General features: G+C 34.8%; 22 protein-coding genes. 4 read left to right on the forward strand and 18 right to left on the reverse strand.

Features of this window, described 5'->3' with window-relative positions; genetic code table 11:
* Positions 1-4: 4 nt before the first annotated feature.
* The 3 genes from PY093_RS03255 to ilvA form a co-directional block, all read right to left on the reverse strand.
* Positions 5-1,624 (reverse strand): sensor histidine kinase, encoded by a 1,620-nt coding sequence (locus PY093_RS03255; protein ID WP_275644428.1) that lies wholly within the window; start codon positions 1,622-1,624, stop codon positions 5-7.
* Between the two features lie 234 nt (positions 1,625-1,858).
* Entirely contained in the window at positions 1,859-2,110 is a 252-nt protein-coding gene (locus tag PY093_RS03260; RefSeq protein ID WP_275644429.1) for a DUF2535 family protein, read from the reverse strand.
* 107 nt (positions 2,111-2,217) lie between these two features.
* Positions 2,218-3,489 (reverse strand): threonine ammonia-lyase IlvA, encoded by a 1,272-nt coding sequence (gene ilvA / locus PY093_RS03265; RefSeq protein WP_275644430.1) that lies wholly within the window; start codon positions 3,487-3,489, stop codon positions 2,218-2,220.
* A gap of 249 nt (positions 3,490-3,738) precedes the next feature.
* On the opposite strand from ilvA, the gene PY093_RS03270 reads away from it, so the two are divergent.
* Positions 3,739-5,043, forward strand: coding sequence for a sigma 54-interacting transcriptional regulator (locus PY093_RS03270; RefSeq protein WP_275644431.1), 1,305 nt, complete (start codon positions 3,739-3,741; stop codon positions 5,041-5,043).
* A 14-nt stretch (positions 5,044-5,057) separates the two neighbouring features.
* Positions 5,058-5,699, forward strand: coding sequence for a PAQR family membrane homeostasis protein TrhA (gene trhA, locus PY093_RS03275; protein ID WP_275644432.1), 642 nt, complete (start codon positions 5,058-5,060; stop codon positions 5,697-5,699).
* Between the two features lie 79 nt (positions 5,700-5,778).
* Here trhA and PY093_RS03280 read toward each other — a convergent pair whose 3' ends face one another.
* From PY093_RS03280 to PY093_RS03310, 7 genes are all read right to left on the reverse strand, one after another.
* On the reverse strand, positions 5,779-6,267 hold the full coding sequence (locus tag PY093_RS03280; protein WP_275644433.1) for a dihydrofolate reductase: 489 nt from the start codon (positions 6,265-6,267) through the stop codon (positions 5,779-5,781).
* Entirely contained in the window at positions 6,264-7,058 is a 795-nt protein-coding gene (locus tag PY093_RS03285; RefSeq protein WP_275644434.1) for a thymidylate synthase, read from the reverse strand. The genes PY093_RS03280 and PY093_RS03285 overlap by 4 nt, the downstream gene beginning before the upstream one ends.
* A gap of 52 nt (positions 7,059-7,110) precedes the next feature.
* Entirely contained in the window at positions 7,111-7,863 is a 753-nt protein-coding gene (locus PY093_RS03290) for an anthrax toxin lethal factor-related metalloendopeptidase (RefSeq protein ID WP_275644435.1), read from the reverse strand.
* A 479-nt stretch (positions 7,864-8,342) separates the two neighbouring features.
* Positions 8,343-8,933, reverse strand: coding sequence for a YpjP family protein (locus tag PY093_RS03295; RefSeq protein ID WP_275644436.1), 591 nt, complete (start codon positions 8,931-8,933; stop codon positions 8,343-8,345).
* Positions 8,934-9,396: 463 nt separating this feature from the next.
* Positions 9,397-9,528, reverse strand: a complete 132-nt coding sequence (locus PY093_RS03300) for a YuzL family protein (protein ID WP_275644437.1) — start codon at positions 9,526-9,528, stop codon at positions 9,397-9,399.
* Positions 9,529-9,605: 77 nt separating this feature from the next.
* Positions 9,606-10,391 carry a class I SAM-dependent methyltransferase gene (locus PY093_RS03305; RefSeq protein WP_345774214.1) on the reverse strand — a complete coding sequence of 262 codons (786 nt, stop codon included), beginning with the start codon at positions 10,389-10,391 and terminating at the stop codon, positions 9,606-9,608.
* A gap of 278 nt (positions 10,392-10,669) precedes the next feature.
* Entirely contained in the window at positions 10,670-11,104 is a 435-nt protein-coding gene (locus PY093_RS03310) for a BrxA/BrxB family bacilliredoxin (RefSeq protein ID WP_275644439.1), read from the reverse strand.
* Between the two features lie 264 nt (positions 11,105-11,368).
* On the opposite strand from PY093_RS03310, the gene PY093_RS03315 reads away from it, so the two are divergent.
* Positions 11,369-12,169 carry a polysaccharide deacetylase family protein gene (locus PY093_RS03315; protein ID WP_275644440.1) on the forward strand — a complete coding sequence of 267 codons (801 nt, stop codon included), beginning with the start codon at positions 11,369-11,371 and terminating at the stop codon, positions 12,167-12,169.
* 743 nt (positions 12,170-12,912) lie between these two features.
* On the opposite strand, the gene PY093_RS03320 is transcribed toward PY093_RS03315, so the two are convergent.
* The 3 genes from PY093_RS03320 to PY093_RS03330 all read right to left on the reverse strand — a co-directional run bounded on the left by PY093_RS03320 (position 12,913) and on the right by PY093_RS03330 (position 16,706).
* The gene (locus PY093_RS03320) at positions 12,913-14,037 is read right to left on the reverse strand and encodes a conserved virulence factor C family protein (protein WP_275644441.1); all 1,125 of its coding nucleotides are present in this window, start codon (positions 14,035-14,037) and stop codon (positions 12,913-12,915) included.
* A gap of 141 nt (positions 14,038-14,178) precedes the next feature.
* A complete protein-coding gene (locus PY093_RS03325; RefSeq protein WP_275644442.1) occupies positions 14,179-16,062 on the reverse strand; it encodes an ABC-F family ATP-binding cassette domain-containing protein in 1,884 nt (627 codons plus the stop codon).
* A complete protein-coding gene (locus PY093_RS03330) occupies positions 16,059-16,706 on the reverse strand; it encodes an HD domain-containing protein (RefSeq protein WP_275644443.1) in 648 nt (215 codons plus the stop codon). The genes PY093_RS03325 and PY093_RS03330 overlap by 4 nt, the downstream gene beginning before the upstream one ends.
* A gap of 201 nt (positions 16,707-16,907) precedes the next feature.
* Between PY093_RS03330 and PY093_RS03335 the strand changes: the two genes are divergently transcribed.
* Complete coding sequence (locus PY093_RS03335) at positions 16,908-17,159, forward strand: hypothetical protein (RefSeq protein ID WP_275644444.1); 252 nt, start codon at positions 16,908-16,910, stop codon at positions 17,157-17,159.
* 3 nt (positions 17,160-17,162) lie between these two features.
* Here the strand turns inward: PY093_RS03335 and PY093_RS03340 are convergent, their stop codons facing one another.
* The 5 genes from PY093_RS03340 to PY093_RS03360 all read right to left on the reverse strand — a co-directional run bounded on the left by PY093_RS03340 (position 17,163) and on the right by PY093_RS03360 (position 22,987).
* On the reverse strand, positions 17,163-17,465 hold the full coding sequence (locus tag PY093_RS03340) for a hypothetical protein (protein ID WP_275644445.1): 303 nt from the start codon (positions 17,463-17,465) through the stop codon (positions 17,163-17,165).
* Between the two features lie 85 nt (positions 17,466-17,550).
* A complete protein-coding gene (locus tag PY093_RS03345; protein WP_275644446.1) occupies positions 17,551-18,408 on the reverse strand; it encodes a DegV family protein in 858 nt (285 codons plus the stop codon).
* A 108-nt stretch (positions 18,409-18,516) separates the two neighbouring features.
* On the reverse strand, positions 18,517-19,377 hold the full coding sequence (locus tag PY093_RS03350; protein WP_275644447.1) for an amidohydrolase family protein: 861 nt from the start codon (positions 19,375-19,377) through the stop codon (positions 18,517-18,519).
* Positions 19,378-19,390: 13 nt separating this feature from the next.
* Positions 19,391-22,495, reverse strand: coding sequence for a GNAT family N-acetyltransferase (locus tag PY093_RS03355; RefSeq protein WP_275644448.1), 3,105 nt, complete (start codon positions 22,493-22,495; stop codon positions 19,391-19,393).
* A gap of 366 nt (positions 22,496-22,861) precedes the next feature.
* Positions 22,862-22,987 carry a hypothetical protein gene (locus PY093_RS03360; protein ID WP_275644473.1) on the reverse strand — a complete coding sequence of 42 codons (126 nt, stop codon included), beginning with the start codon at positions 22,985-22,987 and terminating at the stop codon, positions 22,862-22,864.

Raw genomic sequence — 22,987 nt, forward strand, 5'->3', positions numbered from 1 at the left:
CTGACTAACTCTCATATAAAGGAATCGAGATCGTAAAAATTGTCCCTTTACCTTTTTCACTTTCTACTTTTATTTTACCCCTCATCCTGTCAACAATTTGATAACATACCATGAGACCAATACCTGTACCCTTTTCCTTTAGTGAATAAAAAGGAGTTCCTAGTCTTTTGAGTTCGTCAGTAGTCATACCAATACCTGTATCTTTGATAATAAAATGCACATACTTATTTTCACAGAAAAGCCCGGCAGTAAGGACTCCTTCTTTTTTCATAGCCTCAACTGCATTTTTCATAATATTAAGAAGGACTTGTTTCAACTCTGAATTATTCCCTTTGATATAGTACGTTCCTTTTATTTCCATATTTATAGAGATGTTGTTGTTTAACAACGCATAAGATGATATTAAATCAGTTACATTTTGCAAGGCTTCACTGCAATTAATTACTTCGGATTTTTCTAAATCAGGCTTTGCAAGTGATAAATAATCATTAATGATTGTTTCAGCACGATTCATCTCTGCAATCATTAATTGGATATATTCTATTTCCTCTTTAGTCATCGACTCTTTTGATTCAAATATTTGAAGAAAGCCTTTAACAACTGTCATCGGGTTACGAATTTCATGTGCAACTGAAGCAGCTAATTGACCGATTGCATTCATTCTTTCAGCCCTTTGAAGCTCAGTTTGGAGTTTGCTTTGTTTAATTATATTCTCCATATCCCCAAGTGCCTTTTCAAAACCTTGAAGTTCTTGTCTCTGTTGACTATTATCACCAAACTGTTCTGAGGTTACGGCAACTCTTTCGAATAAGATGTGTAGCTGCCGAGTCATATCATTAAACATCTTGCTTAGCTCACCAAGTTCAGAATCATCTGTTTGGACTAATTTCACATCAAAGTTCCCTTGACTTACTTGATGAATCCCCTGAAAAAGTCCACGGAGTGGTGCCATAACTTTTCTGAGTCCCCATTCTTGGATAATAAAAAAAACTGTAAATAACACTATACAAGAAATTAATAATGATATCATTAAATCTAATTGAAAATCATTTAGGATGCTAGCATCGATGTCGACCCCAAAAACCGCAATGACTTCACCATTTTCTGCAAATATAGGTGAAAAGGCAGAAATCCATGTACCATATTGATCAGTATAGATATCCGTATATGTACTTGTTTTGTTTAGTACGGTATGTTCAAATGCACTAAAAAACTCATCTCCTGCAACATAAAGGTCAGAATAACCAAATCCTTGTCGAACAAGCGAAAACGGGACAGCAATTGGGTCAAACGCTCTATTTTCTGGTATTTCAGATGTGAAAATATAACCTTGTGAATAAACCGAGTTCTTTTCATGTATTTTATCAATTAAATATGTAAGTTTTTCTACTGATGGGTCGTCTACATTTGCAGCATTTTTGGCAGCAATAATATCTTGACTAGGTATTGTTGTTTTCCAAAGATTCGCTACACTAACTGCCTGATCAGACAGAATTTGTGTTATTGCATTACTTTGTATTTGATAACTAATAACAGCAGTTGCAAAACCGACCACCATGATAATACAAGATGTAAATAAAACCGTTTTCTTAAAGATGCTAAAATTTTTAATTCGTTTAATCATCTTATACCTCAGAATCCCTTGTAATAATTTCGAATAATAAAGTAATTCGACCTTTTTAGAAAATAATCCTCTATTTTTCTAATTATTGATTATATCAGACAAGAGTGGAGTCAATGATTTAATGTTAAAGGTTGACCGAAGCTAAAACGATTTGTGAATAGTATCATCATTCTGAGTAAAAGAAAAAAGAGCCATATCACTTTTTTGTGTGATATGGCTCATAATACTGTAGCATTAGGCATTATTTTTTAGAATATTCGTTTCAAAAAGTTGTTCATAATCACGCCATTTTAAAACTTTTTTTAAGTAATGTCTAAATGAGTAGACACTTTTAGGGTTTCTTTCAGCACAAATTTGTGTCATAAAAGTTTGTAAACGAATACCGAGCATAAAATGATACGTATTGCCTTCTTCTAGTACCGGAATATCCACGACTTTAACCTTCTGTCCATTATAATGTTTGAACTCTAGGCTTTTAAATAGCAAAATATCAATCCTCTTTTTTACCCGTTTCCTATATTATACCCTAATTGTTTATCGAAGTGTGTCTAATTATGTAAACAATAATGAATTTTTTATAAAAATTTTTGCACTCAAATTAACAAGTGAAACAAATTACTTTCTTTGTTTATTTCCGTAAATGAAAAATTTTTCTTTTTCATTCTCTCTATTAAAGGGTTATAATCCTCTTTATTTTTTAATTCAATTCCAACTAGAGCTGGTCCATTTTCTTTATTATTCTTCTTTGTGTATTCAAAACGAGAAATGTCGTCCGTAGGTCCTAAAACCCCATCCAAAAACTCACGTAGTGCACCTGCCCGTTGAGGAAAATTAACAATAAAATAATATTGAAGACCCTCGTAAATAAGAGATCGTTCTTTGATTTCTTGCATTCTACCAATATCATTATTACCGCCACTTATCACACATACAACTGTTTTACCTTTAATTTGGTCTTTATAGAAATCTAAAGCGGTAATTGGGAGAGCTCCCGCAGGCTCTGCTACGATTGCATTTTCATTATATAGATCTAATATCGTCGTACAAACCTTTCCCTCAGGAACAGTAATGATATCATCAATAACCTCTAGACATAATTTAAATGTTTTCTCTCCTACTGTTTTAACCGCTGCTCCGTCAACAAATTTATCAATATGATCAAGTGTTACAACATTTGATTGCATGATAGATTCCTTCATGCTAGCTGCCCCAGACGGCTCTACCCCAACTAGTTTAGTTAATGGAGAGATACTTTTAAAATACGTTCCGATTCCCGAAACAAGTCCACCACCACCAATACTTGCAAACACATAATCAATTGGTTCGTCAGCATCATTTAAGATCTCAACGGCAACAGTTCCTTGACCTGCAATGACATCGTAATCATCAAATGGATGTATGAAGGCGCGAAGTTCTTTTGAACTACAAGCAATTGCTTCAGTATATGCGTCATCAAATGTATCTCCAGTTAAGATGATGTCAACATATCCTTTGCCAAAGAGTTCTACTTGAGACACTTTTTGCCTTGGTGTTGTTGATGGCATGAACACCTTACCATGAATTTTTAAGGCTCGACACGAATAAGCCACTCCTTGGGCATGGTTTCCAGCACTCGCACACACTACCCCGTTAGTAAGTTCGTCTTGAGAAAGGTTTTTAATTCGATTGTATGCACCACGAAGTTTAAATGAACGAACTATTTGTAAATCTTCTCGCTTTAACAATACATTGCATTCATATCGTTCTGATAAAAGGTCATTCCGTTGTAAAGGTGTATGGTTTACAACATCTTTCAAAAGATGATTTGCAATAAGTATATCCTCAACTTGGATCCCAACGTTTTGTTGTTTAATTTGTTGTCCCATATTGCCTCTTATCCTTTCTTAGTGAATTCATGCTTTAAAGTGTTACGGTTATAATTTGTACATTATAACACGAATTTGATTCTATAAAAGTAAATTTTCTAACAATTTTATATTTTTATTTCGGAGACTTTAAAATATACATTAAAACCAAGCAGAAATTATACTTTTTAAAACAAATCTTATCCTTTTGGTTCCATTTAGTTCTAATTGGGTGTTATAATTAAATTAATCTTAAGAAGGTGGAGTTATATGAGCGAAGAAAATAGTCTTATTTTAATTACTGATAATGAACCATCTAGAATGAAAGTCCATGAAATTTTAAAATCTATTTATGGAGATTCATCGATAATTACTAGTTTTTCTGCGGATACTAACCTTTCAAGTATTTTGAAAGACAAAAATATAATTTTATCCAAAGATGGTATCCATATTGAAAAAACAACGGCTAGTCATCGTGGTGAAAATGATAAGCAATATGAACAAGGCGTGGTAGCAAGGCACTCATTTTCTCATATTATAGGTAAACATCCTATTTTAGAGGAAACGAAGATCATCGCTCAAAAGTTAGCAAAAACAAATTTACCTATTTTAATTGAAGGTGAAACTGGCACAGGGAAAGAGCTGTTTGCACAAGCGATTCACAATGAATCATGGCAAGCCCCGGGCCCATTCAGAACTGTAACCTGTAGTACATTATCTAAAACCCAATTTGAAAATGATGCGCTTTTCGGTTTAGATGACGTCTCAGCTACTGCTGATGCAAATAATTCACAGACACAAACTTTAATTAAACGAGAAACCGGTGGTACGATTTTTTTTGATGAAATTAGTGATTTAAATCTAAGATCACAGGCGCATCTACTTCATTTGCTGCAGGAAATGGCGACAGCTAAAGTCCCTATCAATCTCAGAGTAATTGCTGCTACCAATAAAGATTTACTAATGCTGATTGATGAAGGGTCATTTAGGGAGGACTTATATTACAGATTAAATGTACTATCCTTACGTCTTCCTTCATTACGAGAAATTTCATCGGATATTCCAGGATTGATAGAACATTTTATTTCTAAAAGCGGTAAAACTATCAAAGTAGATAAGGCAGTTGTTACCAAACTGTCAAAGTATTTGTGGTACGGAAATGTACGTGAGCTTAAAAATACGATTGAATACATGCTAACCGTTTGTGATGGACATTCTATCCAACTACATGATATACCCCCTGACAGATTTAAGAAACAAAGCCAAAAGAAAACAAAGGCTCCGGTAGATCGAAAGGAAAAACAAGAGGGTTTAAGTATAATGGAGAAGAAAGAACATTATTTTATTCTCGAAACAATCATGGAATGCAATGAAAATGGTGAACCTGCTAGTAGACGTATCATAGCCGATAAAAGTAAAAAAGGGACTAACCCTTTGACAACTCAACAAATTCGCCATCGACTCGATTTCTTAGAAAAACATGGGTTTGTTACAAAAGGTCGGGGCCGGGCAGGAACCAAAATTACATCTGAGGGATTGGATTTCTTCCAGTCTTTAGAGACCTATATTATTTAGCAGGAGGTATTTAAATGCAATACTCAATAAAAGAAGAAATTGCTAATGCAATTACCCATGGAATTGGTGCATTACTTAGCATTCCAGCACTCGTTATGTTAATTATCTTTGCTGTTAAATATGGTGATGTATGGCATGTAGTCAGTTTCACTATCTTTGGAGTTTCAATGCTACTGTTATATTTATTTTCCACCTTAGTACACAGTATTCAACACCCTAAAGCAAAGGATGTTTTTGAAATTCTAGACCATTCGGCAATTTATTTTCTTATTGCTGGTACCTATACTCCTTTTTTGCTTGTCACTTTACGTGGTTCATTAGGCTGGACATTGTTTGGAATCATCTGGGGACTGGCAATTTTAGGTGTCATTCTAAAAATATTCTTTGTTAAACGGTTTATAATCTTATCAACGTTGTTTTACATTTTGATGGGGTGGATGATTATTATTGCTATAAAGCCACTCTATCAAAGTTTAACGACTGAAGGATTTACGCTTCTTCTAACTGGAGGAATACTTTATACAGTAGGTTCAATTTTTTATGTATGGAGAAAAATCCCCTATCATCATGCAATTTGGCATGGATTTGTATTAGCAGGAAGTGCAGCAATGTTCTTCAGTATATTGTTCTACGTGCCAGATGTACCTTTTGTCTAAATTTAAACTTATCTTTAGAAGCAACTTAAGAACCCGTATACCATATTTTGGTTTACGGGTTTTATTAGCAACTTATCTTTCAATTTAAATTACGTTCATAAACAACAAAGGAATAAGCATACGGGTTTTTCTCATTTTTTATTCCAGTTTCTTTTGAAACCAATTTCCACTCATTCGTTGAGAACTCTGGAAAAAACGTATCCCCCGTAAAAGCTTCATCAATCTCTGTGATATATAGACGGTCAGAGAAGGGCAGTATTTCTTTAAAAATTTCAGCACCACCAATTATAAATAACTCTTCCGAAGGATTATTCATGGCTATAATCTCTTCAATTGAATGAATAACTTTACAGCCTTCCGCTAGATAATCTGGATTTCGAGTTAATATAATGTTTTCTCTACCAGGAAGGACTCGTCCAATTGATTGATGAGTTTTTCTACCCATAATAATCGGGTGTCCCATGGTAATTCTTTTAAAATAGGCCAAATCTGCTGGCAAATGCCATGGTAGGTCATTGTCTTTTCCAATCAAACGATTTCGATCCATCGCAACCAACAAAGATATCATACACTCACCTCTCCTTTAATGTGTGGATGGGCTTCATAATTCATAAGTGTAAAATCTTCAAACGTGAAATCAAAGATAGATTTAATGTTAGGGTTTATTAGCATTTGTGGTAATTCTTTTGGTTCTCTAGTCAATTGCAGCTTTACTTGCTGAGCATGATTTGAATAAATGTGAACATCCCCAAAACTATGAACAAAATCCCCAACCTCTAAATCACATACCTGGGCAATCATCATCGTCAACAAAGCGTAAGAAGCAATATTAAATGGAACACCAAGGAATACATCGGCTGACCTCTGATAAAGCTGACATGATAACTTTCCATCTGCCACGTAAAATTGGAATAAGCAATGGCAAGGTGGAAGCGCCATATTGTCAACATCGGCAACATTCCAAGCACTTACTATTAGCCGACGTGAATCAGGGTTATTTTTAATTTGCTGAATTAAGTTAGAAATTTGATCAATAGTTTCCCCGCCATTAGTTGGCCAAGAACGCCACTGATGCCCGTATACCGGTCCTAATTCCCCATTCTCATCAGCCCATTCATTCCATATACGAACGCCATTGTCCGTTAAATACTTTATGTTCGTATTGCCACTTAAAAACCATAGCAATTCATGAATTATCGATTTTAGATGTAGTTTTTTCGTAGTTACAACAGGAAAACCATCCTGAAGATTAAACCGCATTTGATAACCGAACGAACTAATTGTTCCTGTCCCTGTTCTATCATGCTTTACCGTACCATTCTCCAGAACATGTTTACAAAGATCTAAGTATTGCTTCATTAGCGCACTTCCTTTACGTAATTCTAATAAGATTTAATTATATCAAATCTTACTAACGATGTGTTGCAACATTTATCCCTGTATCCAAATCAGCTTTTTCCAATCTTTCAAATAACTGATAGGTTAATGGTGCCTTATTTTTTAATTTATCTTTTGTTTTGGGATTCAAATAATACATGACAAAGGTTTCAGCAAAGTATTCCTCTGCGTACTTAGTAAAATAATTTCTTTTGGAAAATAACTGTCCCGCTTCTTGCCTCCAAATATCCTGAAAAATTGTATCATCTCTTATTAAATTAAAGACATACCGATCAACAGAATGTGCTAGCTCGTGTAATTCTAAATTAAGTGAACCATGACCCTGACCTATGTTACTATAACCTATTTTTGCAAGAACAATTTTTGAACCACCAATTCCAGGGACTGAATCCCACGTTTTGAGTTTACTTGTGTAGCCTCTGGGTGTAATTCCTTTCAGATGTATTGTTGATGGCTCATCTGTTAAAGTGCCTGTGAAGAGCTTAATGGTTACACCCTGAACAATTAACTCCCGAAGGATGGATGGATGCACAAAACCAAGCCGTCTAATCATATTAAGCGCTTCTGTTTCATTAAAATTCTCTTCTGGCAGGACAACAATATCTCCAAGTAATTGGTAATTAGATATTTGCTTACTATTCACAAAAAAAGTTATTGAAGAAAAATCCTTAAGCATAATCCCATTTGGTGAAGCTTGCATGTCTTTTTTGAAGTTCGGAACGAAAACGAGGGCTATTGTTAGTAGGAAGACTAAGGTTTTTTTCATAAGGACCGCTCCTATTTATGTTTGTAATAATCAATGATGAAATTTATAAAATTAAAATGTAAATATACTAATATTAAAAACTATTTACTATTTAAATAGTATAACAGAATAATAGATTAATGTGAATTGCATGAAAAATATAGAAATTCCCCAATCCAAATAATCTATCCTTATATAATATGAAAAAAGAAAGACAGACATAAGTGTCTGTCTTTCTTTTAATACGGTATTTTTAAGCTTAGCCTTACTTGCAATACTCTTATTCTTTATATACCCAAATGTTAGACTCACAACAAAGCAATAAGGTCCCCGCTTCCCAGATAATGGTTCACCACTTTTAAATAGATGCTATAAGGACGTTTTTTCTCTAAAGTATCGAACGCTAATCTGTAAACTCAAATGGATACTTTAAAGTAATCACAACGTTTAGGATACAGTATCCACGTTGCAGCCTACAACGCTCACTCTCGCCTAAGGTTTTAACTCAACCACTGTGGAGGGGTATTTTTAGCCCAGTATATCTTACCTAGTTCGTGATGAGCTTGAAAAGCATCATGGTGGGTGTGGTAATGAAAGTTAAACCAAAACCCTTCCTGCGGTGGGTTGTCACGTCTGACGTGAAAACGAATAGTATCTTTTCCACTTGTTTTATCATAGATATGAAAAATTTTCTCACTTATTCCACCAGTAGGTTGTTCAGTTATAACTAAGTTATTTACAGCTTCATAAGGATACAATTCAGATATAGATAAAATTACTTCCTCAATACGTGGTAATATAACAGATCTAAACTCATCTTCAATAACAGGTCCAATTTTTTTCCCAAACTTTTCTAAAGATAATATTTCAGCTTGGTTAATAGCAAAGTCAACAAAATCTGATGTACTATCCTTTTCAAGATTTTCTATAGAAAATCTTTGAGACTGTGACGAATGTCTTTCAATTAAATCTGGCTTTAATGGTTCGTCTGGCTTTGTCTGCTCCATCGTTAATGCCGAAGGTGGTGTGACTAATCCAAACGTCATAATCGTAAAAGTTACTACGAGCGCTTTCCTTAACCATTTTTTCATGGTATTTCATCCCTTCAAATGCTATGTAAACAAGTGGAATAATTTTAGTAAAAGAATCTAGATAAAAAATTATTTATTCTATTTTATCACATTTCCAGAATATTTTTAACAAGTTTCTTTCTAGTAGAAGCAGAAATCTAAAATTTAGCTTTGAACCTATTATCCACTATATATACTACGAAATGAAGATAATCTGGTTTTTTTAAATATAGTTTGATAATATGTTCATAAAGTATTCACAATTTGGTAAAATAAAGATAAACAACTATGATGCGAGGTGAGGGTGGATGGATTGGTTTTTTGCAGTTGCAAGTTTTGTTACGTTAGGATTCTTAGTTTACTTAAATATAGCAGATTAAACCATTTATAAAGTGGCGACTGCCTAGTTGCCCTTACAAGGTAAGCAAGTAGTTCTACACAGATAATGAAATAAAACCCGTAGAAGTTCTACGAGTTTTTTTCATTATTTTCTTTTTGTTTTTCTTCTAGCTGAATCTTTTGATACATTGTCGTATTCTTTACTTGTAGTCCCTTGACCTTCAACAGATGGTGCACTTAATCCTACCTTTGAAGGATCTTTATGACGCTTAGGCATTCTCTTCACCTCCATAGGTTTACCTTGTCCAATCAAAACCATTATTATAATAGAATTAGCTCCAACCTAGAAAAGCCTCATAAGAGATTTAGTACACCGAAATGAAATTTTGATGTTTTTCTTTTGTTCACTTTAAATCCAAATTTAATAAATCGTTCACTTTTCCAATGATCCTTTAAAACAATTCTATTTTTAGCTACCCTCCTTGCCTCTTCTATAATCTCAAAAGATAAATCACGGTAAATAGCCACTTTCTTTAAAGCCTCTATCCCCTTAGATTCTGCTATATTTTCTTCAAACATAGGATCGAAGTATACTACATCAATGCTGTTAGATGCAGAAGACCTTAAATAATCAAGATGCTCTGAATAGATTACTTCTATAGTTTGCATTGCTGCATTTATTTCAGGTATACCTGTGTCCCACGTTTTTAGACCAGTAGCAACCAGATAGGAAAGATATCGATTCCCCTCTATCCCAATAACAGATCCAGTTTGACCTGTAATAAAGCTAGCAACAATACAATCTGAACCTAAACCAATTGTACAGTCAAGAAACGTCATCCCTTTTTGCAATTTAGTTGCCTCTAAAAAAGGATCATCCTCTCCTCTTATTATCCGTTTTAATCGAAACATAGCAGAATTAGGATGAAAGAATAGGGGTTCTTTTCCATTTAAAACGTACAATTCCAATCGACTTTTTCCAACTACTAAAACATCATCATTTATTCGGGATTGAAGTTCTGATATTGACGTTTTATTTCTAACTATGAAGGTTGATTCAAGATCTTTTGCAATACCTTTGGCCTGCTCTATCATATGCGAATCCGTTCTTCCTGCAGTAGTAACAATCAAGTTTATCACCTTTTCGTCCTATAAAGATAAAGTAAACTTCCCTCAGTGGGGGTTTTCTTTCATCCCCAACTGAGGGTTAGTTGAACTTATCGGGCTTTTACGGGCTGTTACCCCGTTCATACGAGGACTAATCCTCGTTTAGAGGAAGCGCTCGGACGAACCCGATTCCCCCTCTTGATTTCCCCCACTTAAACTTCTTCGAATTCGCAAAGATTTGAAGTGGAGGTCTTACTGCCCGTTAATGCGGGGTAAAAAAGTAAAATGGATGTCAAAGACACCCATTAATGTTAACAATATTTATTAAAAGCTGTTATTACATTTTCCATAATAGCTTCCATTGAATTAGCTTCAATATCATGTCTTGGTATAAAGTGAACAACTTCCTTACCTTTTAATACAGCCATTGAAGGTGAAGATGGTTCAAAGCCAGCAAAGTATTCTCTCATTTTTGCTGTTGCCTCTTTATCTTGTCCAGCAAATACTGTTATTAAGTTATCAGGTTTTTTATCACTTTGCAAAACGGATTGTGTTGCTGCAGGCCTAGCTAATCCTGCTGCACAGCCACAAACTGAGTTGATAACAACAAATGTTGTACCAGTTACTGACTCCATATATGCCTCTACTTCTTCACTCGTAGTTAGTTCTTTAAAATCTGCTCGCACAAGTTCTTGTCTCATTGGAATTACCATTTGTCTCATATATTCTTCATATGCCATCGACATTAAATATCCCTCCAAAAAATAGAATTACCACTTAGAGCATACTATAAGCTATGTAAAAAAATCAAACAATGAGTAAGTGCATAATCCTAGTTTCGTTTGAATAAAGGCATTTTTCTACTAATTTTGCCAAAAAACTCTATCTATCTTACGAAAAATATACTATATTAATAGAGGATTATAAGATAGAAAGGGTGAAACTCCATACTTACTCCTATGATAAAACGATACTTTCACCTCTATACATTGATAACAGTCCTGACCTTTTTGTTATTTCTTGGTTCCTATGAATTAGGAGGTATCATAAATAACCAATCCACTCTTAAAAACGCAATTGTTTTAACTGTGACCGCACAGGAAAAACGGGTAATACCTAGTGTAAATATATTAAAAACAAATCAAACCAGCCCCGCTAAAAAGGCACTAGCTGCTATAACAGAGTCAAATGCCTTAGAAGAAATAAAGAATGTTTATTTAACTTTTGACGACGGCCCTACGAAATATACTGAAGAAATACTTGATACATTACTAGAAAACCAGGCAAAGGCAACTTTTTTTCCACTAAAAAATAATATTGATAGATATCCTCAGATTGTCAAGAGAATCGTTCGTGAAGGAAATGCAATCGGATGTCACGGTGTAACCCATGATGTTACACAATTTTATGCAACCCCAAACACAACCCTTAATGAAATACTTAGTTGTAATCAAAGCTTATCTGATGTAACTGGGAATACTTCAAAGCTCATTCGCGTCCCCTTTGGAAGCTACCCTTATATGAAAGAATCTCATAGGGAGCTTATCAATAACGCTGGATTTATCATGTGGGACTGGAACATAGATAGCGAGGACTGGACTTTAACAAGCGATGACCAAGTGAAAAACAGTGTGGAAACACAATTAGCACAATTAGCCAAAAAAAACATTACACCTGTCATCCTATTTCATGATAAAAAAGTAACTAGTGAAGCGCTAGAGCTTATTATCAAGTTATTAGACGATCAGGACTATACATTTTCAACTATTACAGAAGATCTAACTCCCCTACAATTTAGACCAGCAGATTAGGAAAAGCGGGGGCGCCAAAGAGCTTTAAAAAGACAAACTATTCATAAGAATAACGGGTTCCCTTTTAGTGCAAAAGGTGAAAAACAGGGTATATAACTTACAAAAAGGCGTGGCAATTCGCCATGCTTTTTATATTTCGTTAAACCTAAATAAAACCCAAAAATTTATAGTGTTTAAGGTTTATAAATAATGTCCTTAAAATCAAGGCTCTGTTATTATTCATTGTTGAATTTCGTGTAGGAATAAGAATTCATAGGCGGAGAATTTCCTGCTAATGTATATAGTGGAGGCTTAAGATGCAGATATAAGCGGAGATATTCCGATTAACTGCTCTAAATAAGACAAAATCCAAGGATTTGGATAATATAAACGGAAAAACTTCCCTTATTTTTAGGAAAATATGCGTATTTACCAATTTAAACGGAATTTTATTTAAACACGGTAAGTACAGCATTTAGTTATAATAGAGCCAAAATTTCCGATAATCCGATCTTATACATAATTCAACATAGTAATTTACATCTATTTGCGAATAGCAATTATCAGATAGAGAATTGCTATTCGCAAATAGTTATTTTTATCATGCGATTTTATATGTTAAATTGCAAAAAAACATTGATCTAGCAAAAAAAAAAAGGGTGAGAAAATCACTATGATTTCGCACCCTATTTGCATTGTGATTTACTGTTTTGCACCTTTAAAGAGAACCCGTTATTCATAAGAATAGCCTTGTCTTTTTATTTCTATTTATTTTCATTACGGCTTTCTGTCATTTGCTTCCAAACAGAGCCTTTTGCTTCTTCCCCACCTTCAATACGTGCAATTGCAAGTTTAATTTGTAGGCTCACTTCAAATTCCGGATCATCTTGCGCTTGTTTTAGTGCAGGGAGTGCGGTTTCATCTCCAACTTCATATAAGTACATTGCGGCACGCCAGCGGACAAGTTTATTTCGGTCTTGAAGCGCATCAACCATTGGTCCTATCGCATCTGGATTACCGATATCGGACAAACAATCTCCAGCCGTTCTTCTAACCGTTACTGATTTATCCTTTAATGCCAGGTATAGCAACGGGAGGGCTTTGGGTGTTTCTATCATCCCTAAATATACAGTAGCCAAACGGCGAATCGAGGCCTTTTCATCAAATAGTGCATTTTCTAAAACAGGAAGATCATCCTCTTTTGGATCCATTTGTTCTAGTGTGGCATATCTTTTGGTCCAGTCTGGATTAGCTAACATCTCCATTGTCACCTTATAGCTTGCACGTTTAGCAACAATTGAATCTTTTTCTCTTGATGAGTTCTTAATAAGTCTGTCTAATCGGTCATCACTGTATGCTGCAGAAAGTTCCTCTACAACTTCCTTACCTATTTCATCTAATTTCCCATAACGAACCCCCTGCTCATTCCAAGTCCGTTCCTTTACAACATTTTCACTGTTTTTTTGAACCTCTATTACAGCATTTACAAAGCGCTCAGGAAGACCAAACCGAGCCTCTTCATTGCCATCATTTAGTTTAACCTGCATCGGTACACCATGTATCATTTGAACGAATACTTTAACCTCGCCATAATCGCTTGAACTTCGATTTTCTCCGTTCATACTCTCAACGTCTTCACCAAATGTTTTGCGAACTTCTGGTAATATATCCTTCCAATCGTACTTTGCATTTCGTTCAATTGCTAAAAAATCTGCAACGTGATATACACCTTTGATTCCTTCAATTGACATGATATCTTGGATAAGTTTTGGAGCTTCTTCTCGATTTTCTTTTTTGTAATTATTACTTTTCCCACCTGGAAGCTCTTGATCCAAGTTTATCTTCATTGTATTTGGACTTGGAGTCGGCTCTATTGAAGTAATCTTCACTTTTATCAGCCCCTTAAAAATTTGTATCTTTCTGGGTTATAATTCTAGATTCTATCATAGACCATTAGCAGTTTCCATTTTTACAACTTAGGAAACATGTCATAAAAATAGCGTAATTCGGGTTTATTTTATGACAATTTTCTAATTACCTTCAACTATTTCAGAAAGCTCTGTCCAACGTTCGATTAGCCATTCAAGCTCCTCACTCTTACTTTGTTGTTCTAGTAATAGGCTTTGTGCCTTCTCATAATCACTACCCGCTTGCTCAATTTTCTTATTAATTTCGACACACTCTTCTTCAAGCACAGCTATTTTCCCTTCAATTTCTCCCCACTCTTTTTGTTCCATATAGGTTAATTTTATTTTCTTTGTCTGTTTTTCATCTGCAACCACTTTAGATTCTTGCTTAGGCTCTCTCTCTTTTATCGACAGGTCCAATTGCTCTAAATAGTCAGAATAATCACCATAATAATGACCAACATTTCCATTCTCATTAAAAGTAAGCAGCTGTTTTGCAATTTTGTCTAGAAAATAACGGTCATGTGATACCGTTATAACAACTCCAGGAAATTCCTCTAAATAATCTTCTAATACTGTAAGTGTTTGAGTGTCAAGATCATTGGTTGGTTCATCTAAGAGTAATACATTCGGCTCAGACATAAGTACTTTTAGGAGATATAATCTCCGCTTTTCTCCACCTGAGAGTTTTCTAATTGGTGTACCATGCGTATGGACAGGAAAAAGAAATCGCTCTAACATTTGTGAAGCTGATATTACTTTTCCCTCTAAGGTTCGAATCACCTCTGCCGTTTCTTTAATATATTCAATCATTCGTTTATTTTCGTCCATATCATCGTTCTCTTGTGTATAATAACCCATTTTAACCGTTTGTCCTACTTCGACCTCTCCACTATCAGCACCCACTCTTCCCGCGAGCATGTTCAGGAGTGTAGATTTTCCACTTCCATTGTTACCCACAATTCCAATTCGATCACCTGGTTTAATTAGAAAGCTAAAGTTGTCTAAAACAGTTCGAACTCCAAATCTTTTTGAAACATCCTTTAATTCTATTACTTTTTTTCCAAGACGACTTCCACCAATAGCGATGTCAACTTTTTCCTTATCAACAGGACCACTCGTTTTTTCAAGTTCCTCGAACCGATCAATCCGTGCTTTTTGTTTTGTTGTCCGTGCCTTTGCACCACGTCTTATCCAAGCTAACTCTCTTCTAAATAAATTTTGACGTTTTGACTCACTCGCCTGTTCTTGCTCTTCTCTTAACGCCTTTGCTTCCAAAAAATCACCATAATTACCGGTATAACTATATAGATTGCCTTGATCTATTTCTAAAATTCTATTTGTTACTCTATCTAAAAAATAGCGATCATGGGTAACGAGTAATAATGCTCCGTTGTATCTAGATAAATAATCTTCTAACCATTTTATGGTTGAATAATCTAGATGATTTGTCGGTTCATCCAAAATTAACAGGTCAGGAGTTTGGATTAAGCATTGCGCCATTGCCACTCGCTTTTTTTGTCCCCCTGAAAGCTCACCAACAACCTTTGAAAAATCTGTTATACCTAATTTTGTTAGGACTGCCTTTGCATTAGAATTAGCTTCCCACGCATTTTCGGCATCCATCTTCTGTTGTACTTTAAATAGCAGATCTTGAACACTTGGGTTTGCTGGATCATGTTCAAGTTGTAAAAGAACAGCTTCGTATTCTCTTAACAATCGAATTAATGGGGTATCTCCAAAAAACACTTGCTCAAGTACCGTATTATTTTCATTAAACTCCGGTTGCTGTGCTAGATAGCTAATGGTATAGCCCTTCGAACTAGAAATAATTCCAGAATCTGAGTCTTCTACCCCTGCAATTATTTTTAAAAAAGTAGACTTTCCAGTACCATTAACACCTATGATGCCAATTCTTTCATTATCCGTTATACTGTATGACACATTATCGAATAACAATTTTTCGGCATAGCTTTTCGACAAATTTTCGATTGTTAACATTTTCATTTTGTTCCATTCCATTCTTTATAAAATTGGTCTAAATAAGCTTCCATAAAACGGTGTCGTTCCATTGCAATCTCTTTAGCGGATTTGGTATTCATTAATTCTGAAAGCTTTAGTAATTTTTCATAAAAATGGTTTATTGCTGTGCTTGTTCCATTTCTATATTCAGCTTTTGTTAAGCTTCTTCGAACAGGTATGGAAGGATCATAGATAAGATCTAAACGGGAACCTGCATAGGCAAATGTTCTTGCTATACCAACTGCACCAATTGCATCAAGACGGTCAGCATCTTGTACAATTTTACCTTCTAAGGTTGTCATAGGTTCACCATGACCACCTTTGAAGGACATCGTTTTAATAATTTCTATAATGTGGTTACTATCATTTTCATTAAGGTTCAATTTTTTTAACCATTGGATTACTTTGTTTATGCCTGCTTGTTCATCACTATTTAGCTTCTCATCAGCTACATCATGTAATAAAGCCGCTAACTCGACAATAAGTAGTTTTGCATCTTCCTTCCTAGCAAGCTCTACAGCCATATTTCTCACTCGAAAAATATGCCACCAATCATGACCACTGCTGTCATTTTGCAATATATTTCGAACGAAAAACTCCGTATTTTCAATCATATCATGTCTGTCCATTACATTACCTCACTAAATTAGTATTTTTATTTTACCATGTTAACTAGGCAATTGTGGATTTCTTACTCATGTAAATAGCAAAATTGACTCGGAAAGCATAAGATGAAAGTAAAAATTGGGTAGCTAAACTAGGGTTCTAATTAGTGGTTGATAAAGAAGGCGGCTGAGATTGTTCTCAGCCTTATAAATGAGGTGAAAAATATGTATGGTTATCGAAATTGGTCTATCCGGCCGGAAATTGGTACAGCTTGGTATGGTCGGCATGTCGTTATTATAAGATGTAATCCATATTTAAATAAGTTTTTAGAAATTGCTAAAAGCTTACATGCTCCTACCGAATTACCTAATGAAAATTGTGCCGAAACACTCGCACAATACTTTAGTATTGGCTATGAATTATTGGAAGTGACAGCTATTTCACAAAATGAGGTACTTTATATTTTAAGAAAATAAATCTTAATCAAATCGCTGCGTTTCGGTTTGATCAACAATTTCTTCTAGCTCTGTTAGAAAGTTTAATTGCAATGGACCAGGTATTTCTTCAATGAGTTCTTTTATTTCGGGAAGTTCCTCAGCCTCTTCAACGGTTTGTGGTCGATTTTCTAATGTATTGAACCATTTTTTTAATTCCTCAATGAACAAGTAAAAGTGATGCTCAAACCTCTCAGCCCAATGCGCACCTTCATCATCGTACGTTTTACTCATCATTTCCCAATCTTCCATTGTGGTTTTAAATATTGATCGAACATTTAGAAACAAGGTTATTCCTCCTTAATTCTTTTACAACAACATAAATTGGTTTACTTATAATGTGAACCTTTACCAATTTTTTAAGGAGGGGGGCTTAATGCTCCTTAGGCGTAGGACAAAACCAACTGATGCCGATTGTTTCTTCACCAGCATGAACCCCTATCGCTGTACCTAAAGGACAAATTTTAATTTCTACATTTTCAGCAAACTTCCTAATTTCTTCCATAAGTAGTTTTACCTTATCATCACGTAGTCCATATAATAGGTAAACTTCCTTTATCAAGTTATTATTATATGCCTTTTCAAACATTTCTACAATTCGGGCCGTCGCCTTCTTTTCAGACCTAACTTTTTCAACAACTGTAAGACTACCTCCAGTTAGTGAAATGATTGGTTTTATCTTTAATAAACTTCCGAGGTAAAATTGTGCACTATTCATTCTACCACTTCTATGTAACTGTTCTAAACTTCCTATTAGTACATATGTTTCATTACGTACTGCCATCTTCTCTAGATATGTACCGATTGCTTCAATACTATTACCTTCTTCATGAAGTCGAATTCCTTCTCTTATCATAACACCCATTGGGTATGTTAAAATCTTTGAATCAATCACTGTTACCGGGATATTTACAAGCTCCGAGGCCTGAAATGCAGAAAAAACAGTTCCACTTAGCTTACTAGATACATGTACTGAAAAGATATGATCATACTCTGCTTGTAATGTTTCATATAACTGAACAAACATTCCAACAGACGGCTGTGACGTTTTAGGTGGTATTGGAGCTGATTTTAATTTTTTATAAAACTGATCGAGGGTAATATTGACTCCTTCTTGAAACTGTTCAGTTCCAAAAATAATAGTCATAGGAATTGTATATACGTCAAACCGTTCTTTAATACGATCATCTAGATAAGCTGTACTATCAGTTACCCATGCAACCCGTACCATATAAACACCCCTTTTTCTATTATTCTATTATATTTTTTATGTTTCTACTACATAACTATTAGAATTTTTCGAAATAAGCTACTTTAAAGCACCTAAAACACGGTAAAACTACCGTGTTTCAATGTACTTCTCAATTTTCGGGAAAACCTTTAAAGCTGTATTATAAAATACATCATCATGATATTGCTCAGGTATTATATTCTTAATGAATTGGATATATGGCTTTATCGGTATTAGCGGCCAATCAGAACCGAACAAAAATTTATCATAGTTATCACAATAGGTAAGTGCATGTTGTAAATGATCAAAAAACCTAGTTTCTTGATGACGCTTCACATCTACTTCAGTTCCAACAATTAATCCTGAAAGATCAGCATACATATTAGAATTTTTATAGACCACTTCTGCTCCATCTAACACCCATGGATCCCCAAAATGAGCCATCATAAAATTAACATCACGATGCTTCACTGCTACCTCATCTAAAGCAAGCGGATGAGAATATTTTAATAGGCCTCTTTCAGAATAAGTATCACCTGTATGGAACACAACTGGTAAGCTATATTTTTTGGCTAGTTTATAAACCGGTTCATACACATCGTCATATGCGTAAAATGGATAATAGCCTAGATATATTTTAATTCCAACGACATTCGGTAATTGGAGCTCCTTCTCAAGCTTGTGAAGTGTCGTTTCGTTAATGTCAAAAGGATTTACACCAGCACAATAAACGATATTTGATGGTATCACTTCAGAAAGGTCAATTCCCATCGGAGTTGTTGTTTCGTTATCAGGAAAGCCCATACCATTTGTTTCAGTTAAACCCATGGCAATCCCTAATATGACATCACATTCCTCATACTCTTTTATTATACCGTCATATGAATAATCTACCTTAGATAGCTCTCGTGCGGTTGTATGGAAGCTTTTAATGTTTGAATAGTGCATATGAGCATCAATAATTTTCATGTTTTTCCACCTTTTAAAACGAAATTCTTTTCAGTTGTTCAAACGCTGAAACCGGTAACAATTCATCATTAATCATAAAGAAGATTGGCGCAGTAGTAAAAACTTCTCCATCTTTCAGGTCAAATTTATGTCCAATCTGACGCATGATAACCTCCTTATTTAGATATGTTTCGTTATTTTTTATGTTATTAGGGACTACAACCTGTAACATATCAGTCTGATCGGTCGAGCCAACACCACTAATATCGTCATGTTGAACTGAATATTCTCCTTTACCTGCAAAAATATAATTGTCATTGTGTAGAGATTCATCCTTAACCCAACAACGCTCCAATTTATGACTTGGTTTAAGATATATATCTGTTAACCATTTATTATCCTTTAAATAATGGCCTGTATTTTGAATCACTTTTGAGAAGTGACATAAAAGCGGAACACCTGGTAACGTTATGAAATATTGTTCTACTAGAATACCTGTATATTTTTCATGACTACTATAGGTAGTTTCAATTTTTATGCCTGACCACAAATTCTTATGCTGGTCTTGAGTAGTAATAAATTCAGCACTTGAAGACTCTTTTGTTATCGAATTATTACTAATATCATTAAATATACTCTTAATTCCTCCTGACCATGGATTCCACCATGATTTCGGTGACAGGGATGGATAGGATGCATCTAACCATTGGACACCATCTTTTTTTAGGGAGAATATACTTGGGAAGAATGCTGGAGCAGCTTTAAATTCAATGACTCCATTGTGGACAGTATGAACCTGTTTACCATCTTTCTCGCTCGTATCGTACTGCACAATTCCGCCTGACTGTGAAGTTAAAACGACTACTGATTTTTTGAACTGAGCACCATTTATCTTTGCGTGTAAATGAATCATATCAATAGGTTTCATAGAACCATTTCTAACACTCTCACTTATTTCACTTATGTTTAAGCTTTTGTCATACTGTTTAGTAAACAAAATTTCGTTCTCTGTAGAAACATGGATTAAGCCATTAATTGGACTGGTTCGGTAGTCACGCAATTTTATTAGAAGATGATCTGACAAACAAATTGGATTATCATCATTGACTGAAAAATGCACAGGCTCTACAGTGCCACTTAAAATGTTCTCTTCAGTTTGCATGGCAAATTCCCGGAATTCCTGCCACGTCTGGTACGCACCAACCGAAACAAATATTGGCTTCGTCTTAACGACCTCTTCAACGCCCAAATTCTCTACTTTATGCTCTAAATAGAAATACCAAGATTCAAAGTTTAATCTGGCTTCTTTTGGCCAACAGATTCCGTGTGGATAAGAACTATACCTGGAAAATAACCAGTTTTCCGTGAATTTCCCGCTATTCCAATATCCATATTTTGTCTGGACTGGGTCATCGCTTTTTACTATTTCATGCTCAATAGGGAAAACAGGCTTATTTAATTGGTGGTAAACCGGCTGTATTATCCAAGCTTCGTTGCATTGATGATGACCTGTGGAATTAGAAATTTCATAGTATTGTTCCATAATTCCCTCTGAATAAAGGTTAGCAACAATTGTAAGGTTGAGATTGTTAAAATCAGTTGAATTATATAGAGCTCGAATAGTGACTGAATTACCATTTGTTATGAAATCGACCGTTTTAGGTCTCTTTTTAGAAAACTCACTTGAGTACGGTTTTCCCAACTTTGGGTACATTGTTATCGTTTTAGGTGCATTTGAAGTAATTCTATCAATTATTAGATCATTATCAAATTTACTAAGCGACATTTTATACAAGCCATTATACACATGCCAAAAATCCTCTGTTTCTCCCGTAAACTTCGCTCCAAGACCTGAAAAACCGATACTAACCTTGCTGGTAAACGTTTGCGTTATACCACTTTCTCTTACTGTTTCTATATCTATAGTAGGACTATAGAAGCCGAATTCCTTTAATTTATAGTGTATTGGAAGTGATACCTTTTCTTTCGCTTTTACTTCTACCGAAATGGATGGCTGAGTAATGTCTACCATTTTAGTAGTAGGAAGTTCAAAATTAAATATTGCTGTCTCAGTAAAGTTATTTTCAATATTCAAATAAAATGTAGCGTGTTTGTCGATATAACACTGCCTGCCTTGCAGAGTGGGCGAAATTTTAGCTGGTTTTTTCGGTAGTACTCCTAGCTTAAAAAAAGCTGATTTTCCATTGATGCTCAGTTTTGTTATAACTGATGGATGTGTGCGCCAATTACTTTGTTCTTCATCAATTTCTCCTAAATGGAAAATTGCATCTAAGCTTAAAGAGTCAGAAACAGTAATCGTTTTTTTAAAATCAAACATAATTTCTTTATGGTTTACCCCTTCAAATGATATTTTGAGCGGGTGTTTACTTTTATTTTCAATGTCATATGTTATTTTATAATCATTGCCTGCTACCAGAGAAAAATGATCTATCCTTGCTCTTATTAAATATTCTGCTGTTTCAATTAGTCTTAGTCCACGGCTCGTTCGTTCGAATTCCATGCTCAAACGATTGCCTTCATTCTCCCAAGAGTATTGATAAAAGGTGAAATCATTTTCCTTGATCCCGTCAGGCTTTACCTCTATTATTCTACTACTCGAATCGTACCAATTAGTTTGTTCAAAAAATTCAGAGACAGCCTCTGTTTGTAAAACAGTTGGCATAAAGTTTAGCAGATGAGTTGTGTCATCACGGTCTTCCCAAAAGAAGCCACACTTTTTGTAGAGGGGAACAGCTTTCGTGTTTCCAGGCCATGTATATAAATCTAATCTCGGCCATCCTAACGCAACAGTCCTCTCAATCGCTTTTTGGACAAGCATTTTACCAATCTTTTTGCCATGATAATCAGGGCGAACATTTAACAACGGAATATACAAAGCACCTTCATCTTCTCTGTATTCGCTAAGACTACAATAGCCGATAACCTTTTCACCTTCTTTAGCAAGAAAAAGATGAAGATTACTAGAGTTAGCTTCCTGCGTTTGTACCTTTTCTGCCGTTGTTTTTTGTGAATCTCCTCCCCATCCATCCCGGCTATCATTCCACATTTCAGCTACAGCACCTGCTAAGTCATCATTATATTCAACGATTTCAATCCGTTGTTTTTCAATTTGATTCATATATAGTATCCCCTCGAATTTTATTTTAAATATTAGATCGTTACCTTTTCACTATGTATCTACAAATCTGTTATAATGAAAATCGATATTTAAGTTTAATTTTTCAAATTTTCCCATTTGAATCCCTCCCGTTAATAAGAAAAGCGCAGGGCGCCCGGAGCTAGACACTAAAACTAGGTACAAACTTTTATACTTTCTTATCTTTTAAAAAAAGACCACATACATGGCCATATACATACCTATGATAAGTTGTGCATTATATTCGAAATTGTCGATAAATTACCATAATTTTATAGTATCGAACAGCCTAAAGCAAGTAAAGAAAATTTTAAGCTATTAAGAAAAGGATGCAATTACTGCACCCTTTCATTTATTCGCAATATCAATACTATCACTTCGGTTCGTCACTAAAAAGTCACCCGTTAGGTCGAGATCATATACTTCTCCTTCAATGACAACCTTTAGATTATCGAAAATAGTAGGGTCAAACAC

It is taken from the genome of Cytobacillus sp. S13-E01 (genome assembly GCF_029193815.1).
Lineage (GTDB): Bacteria > Bacillota > Bacilli > Bacillales > Bacillaceae_L > Bacillus_BV.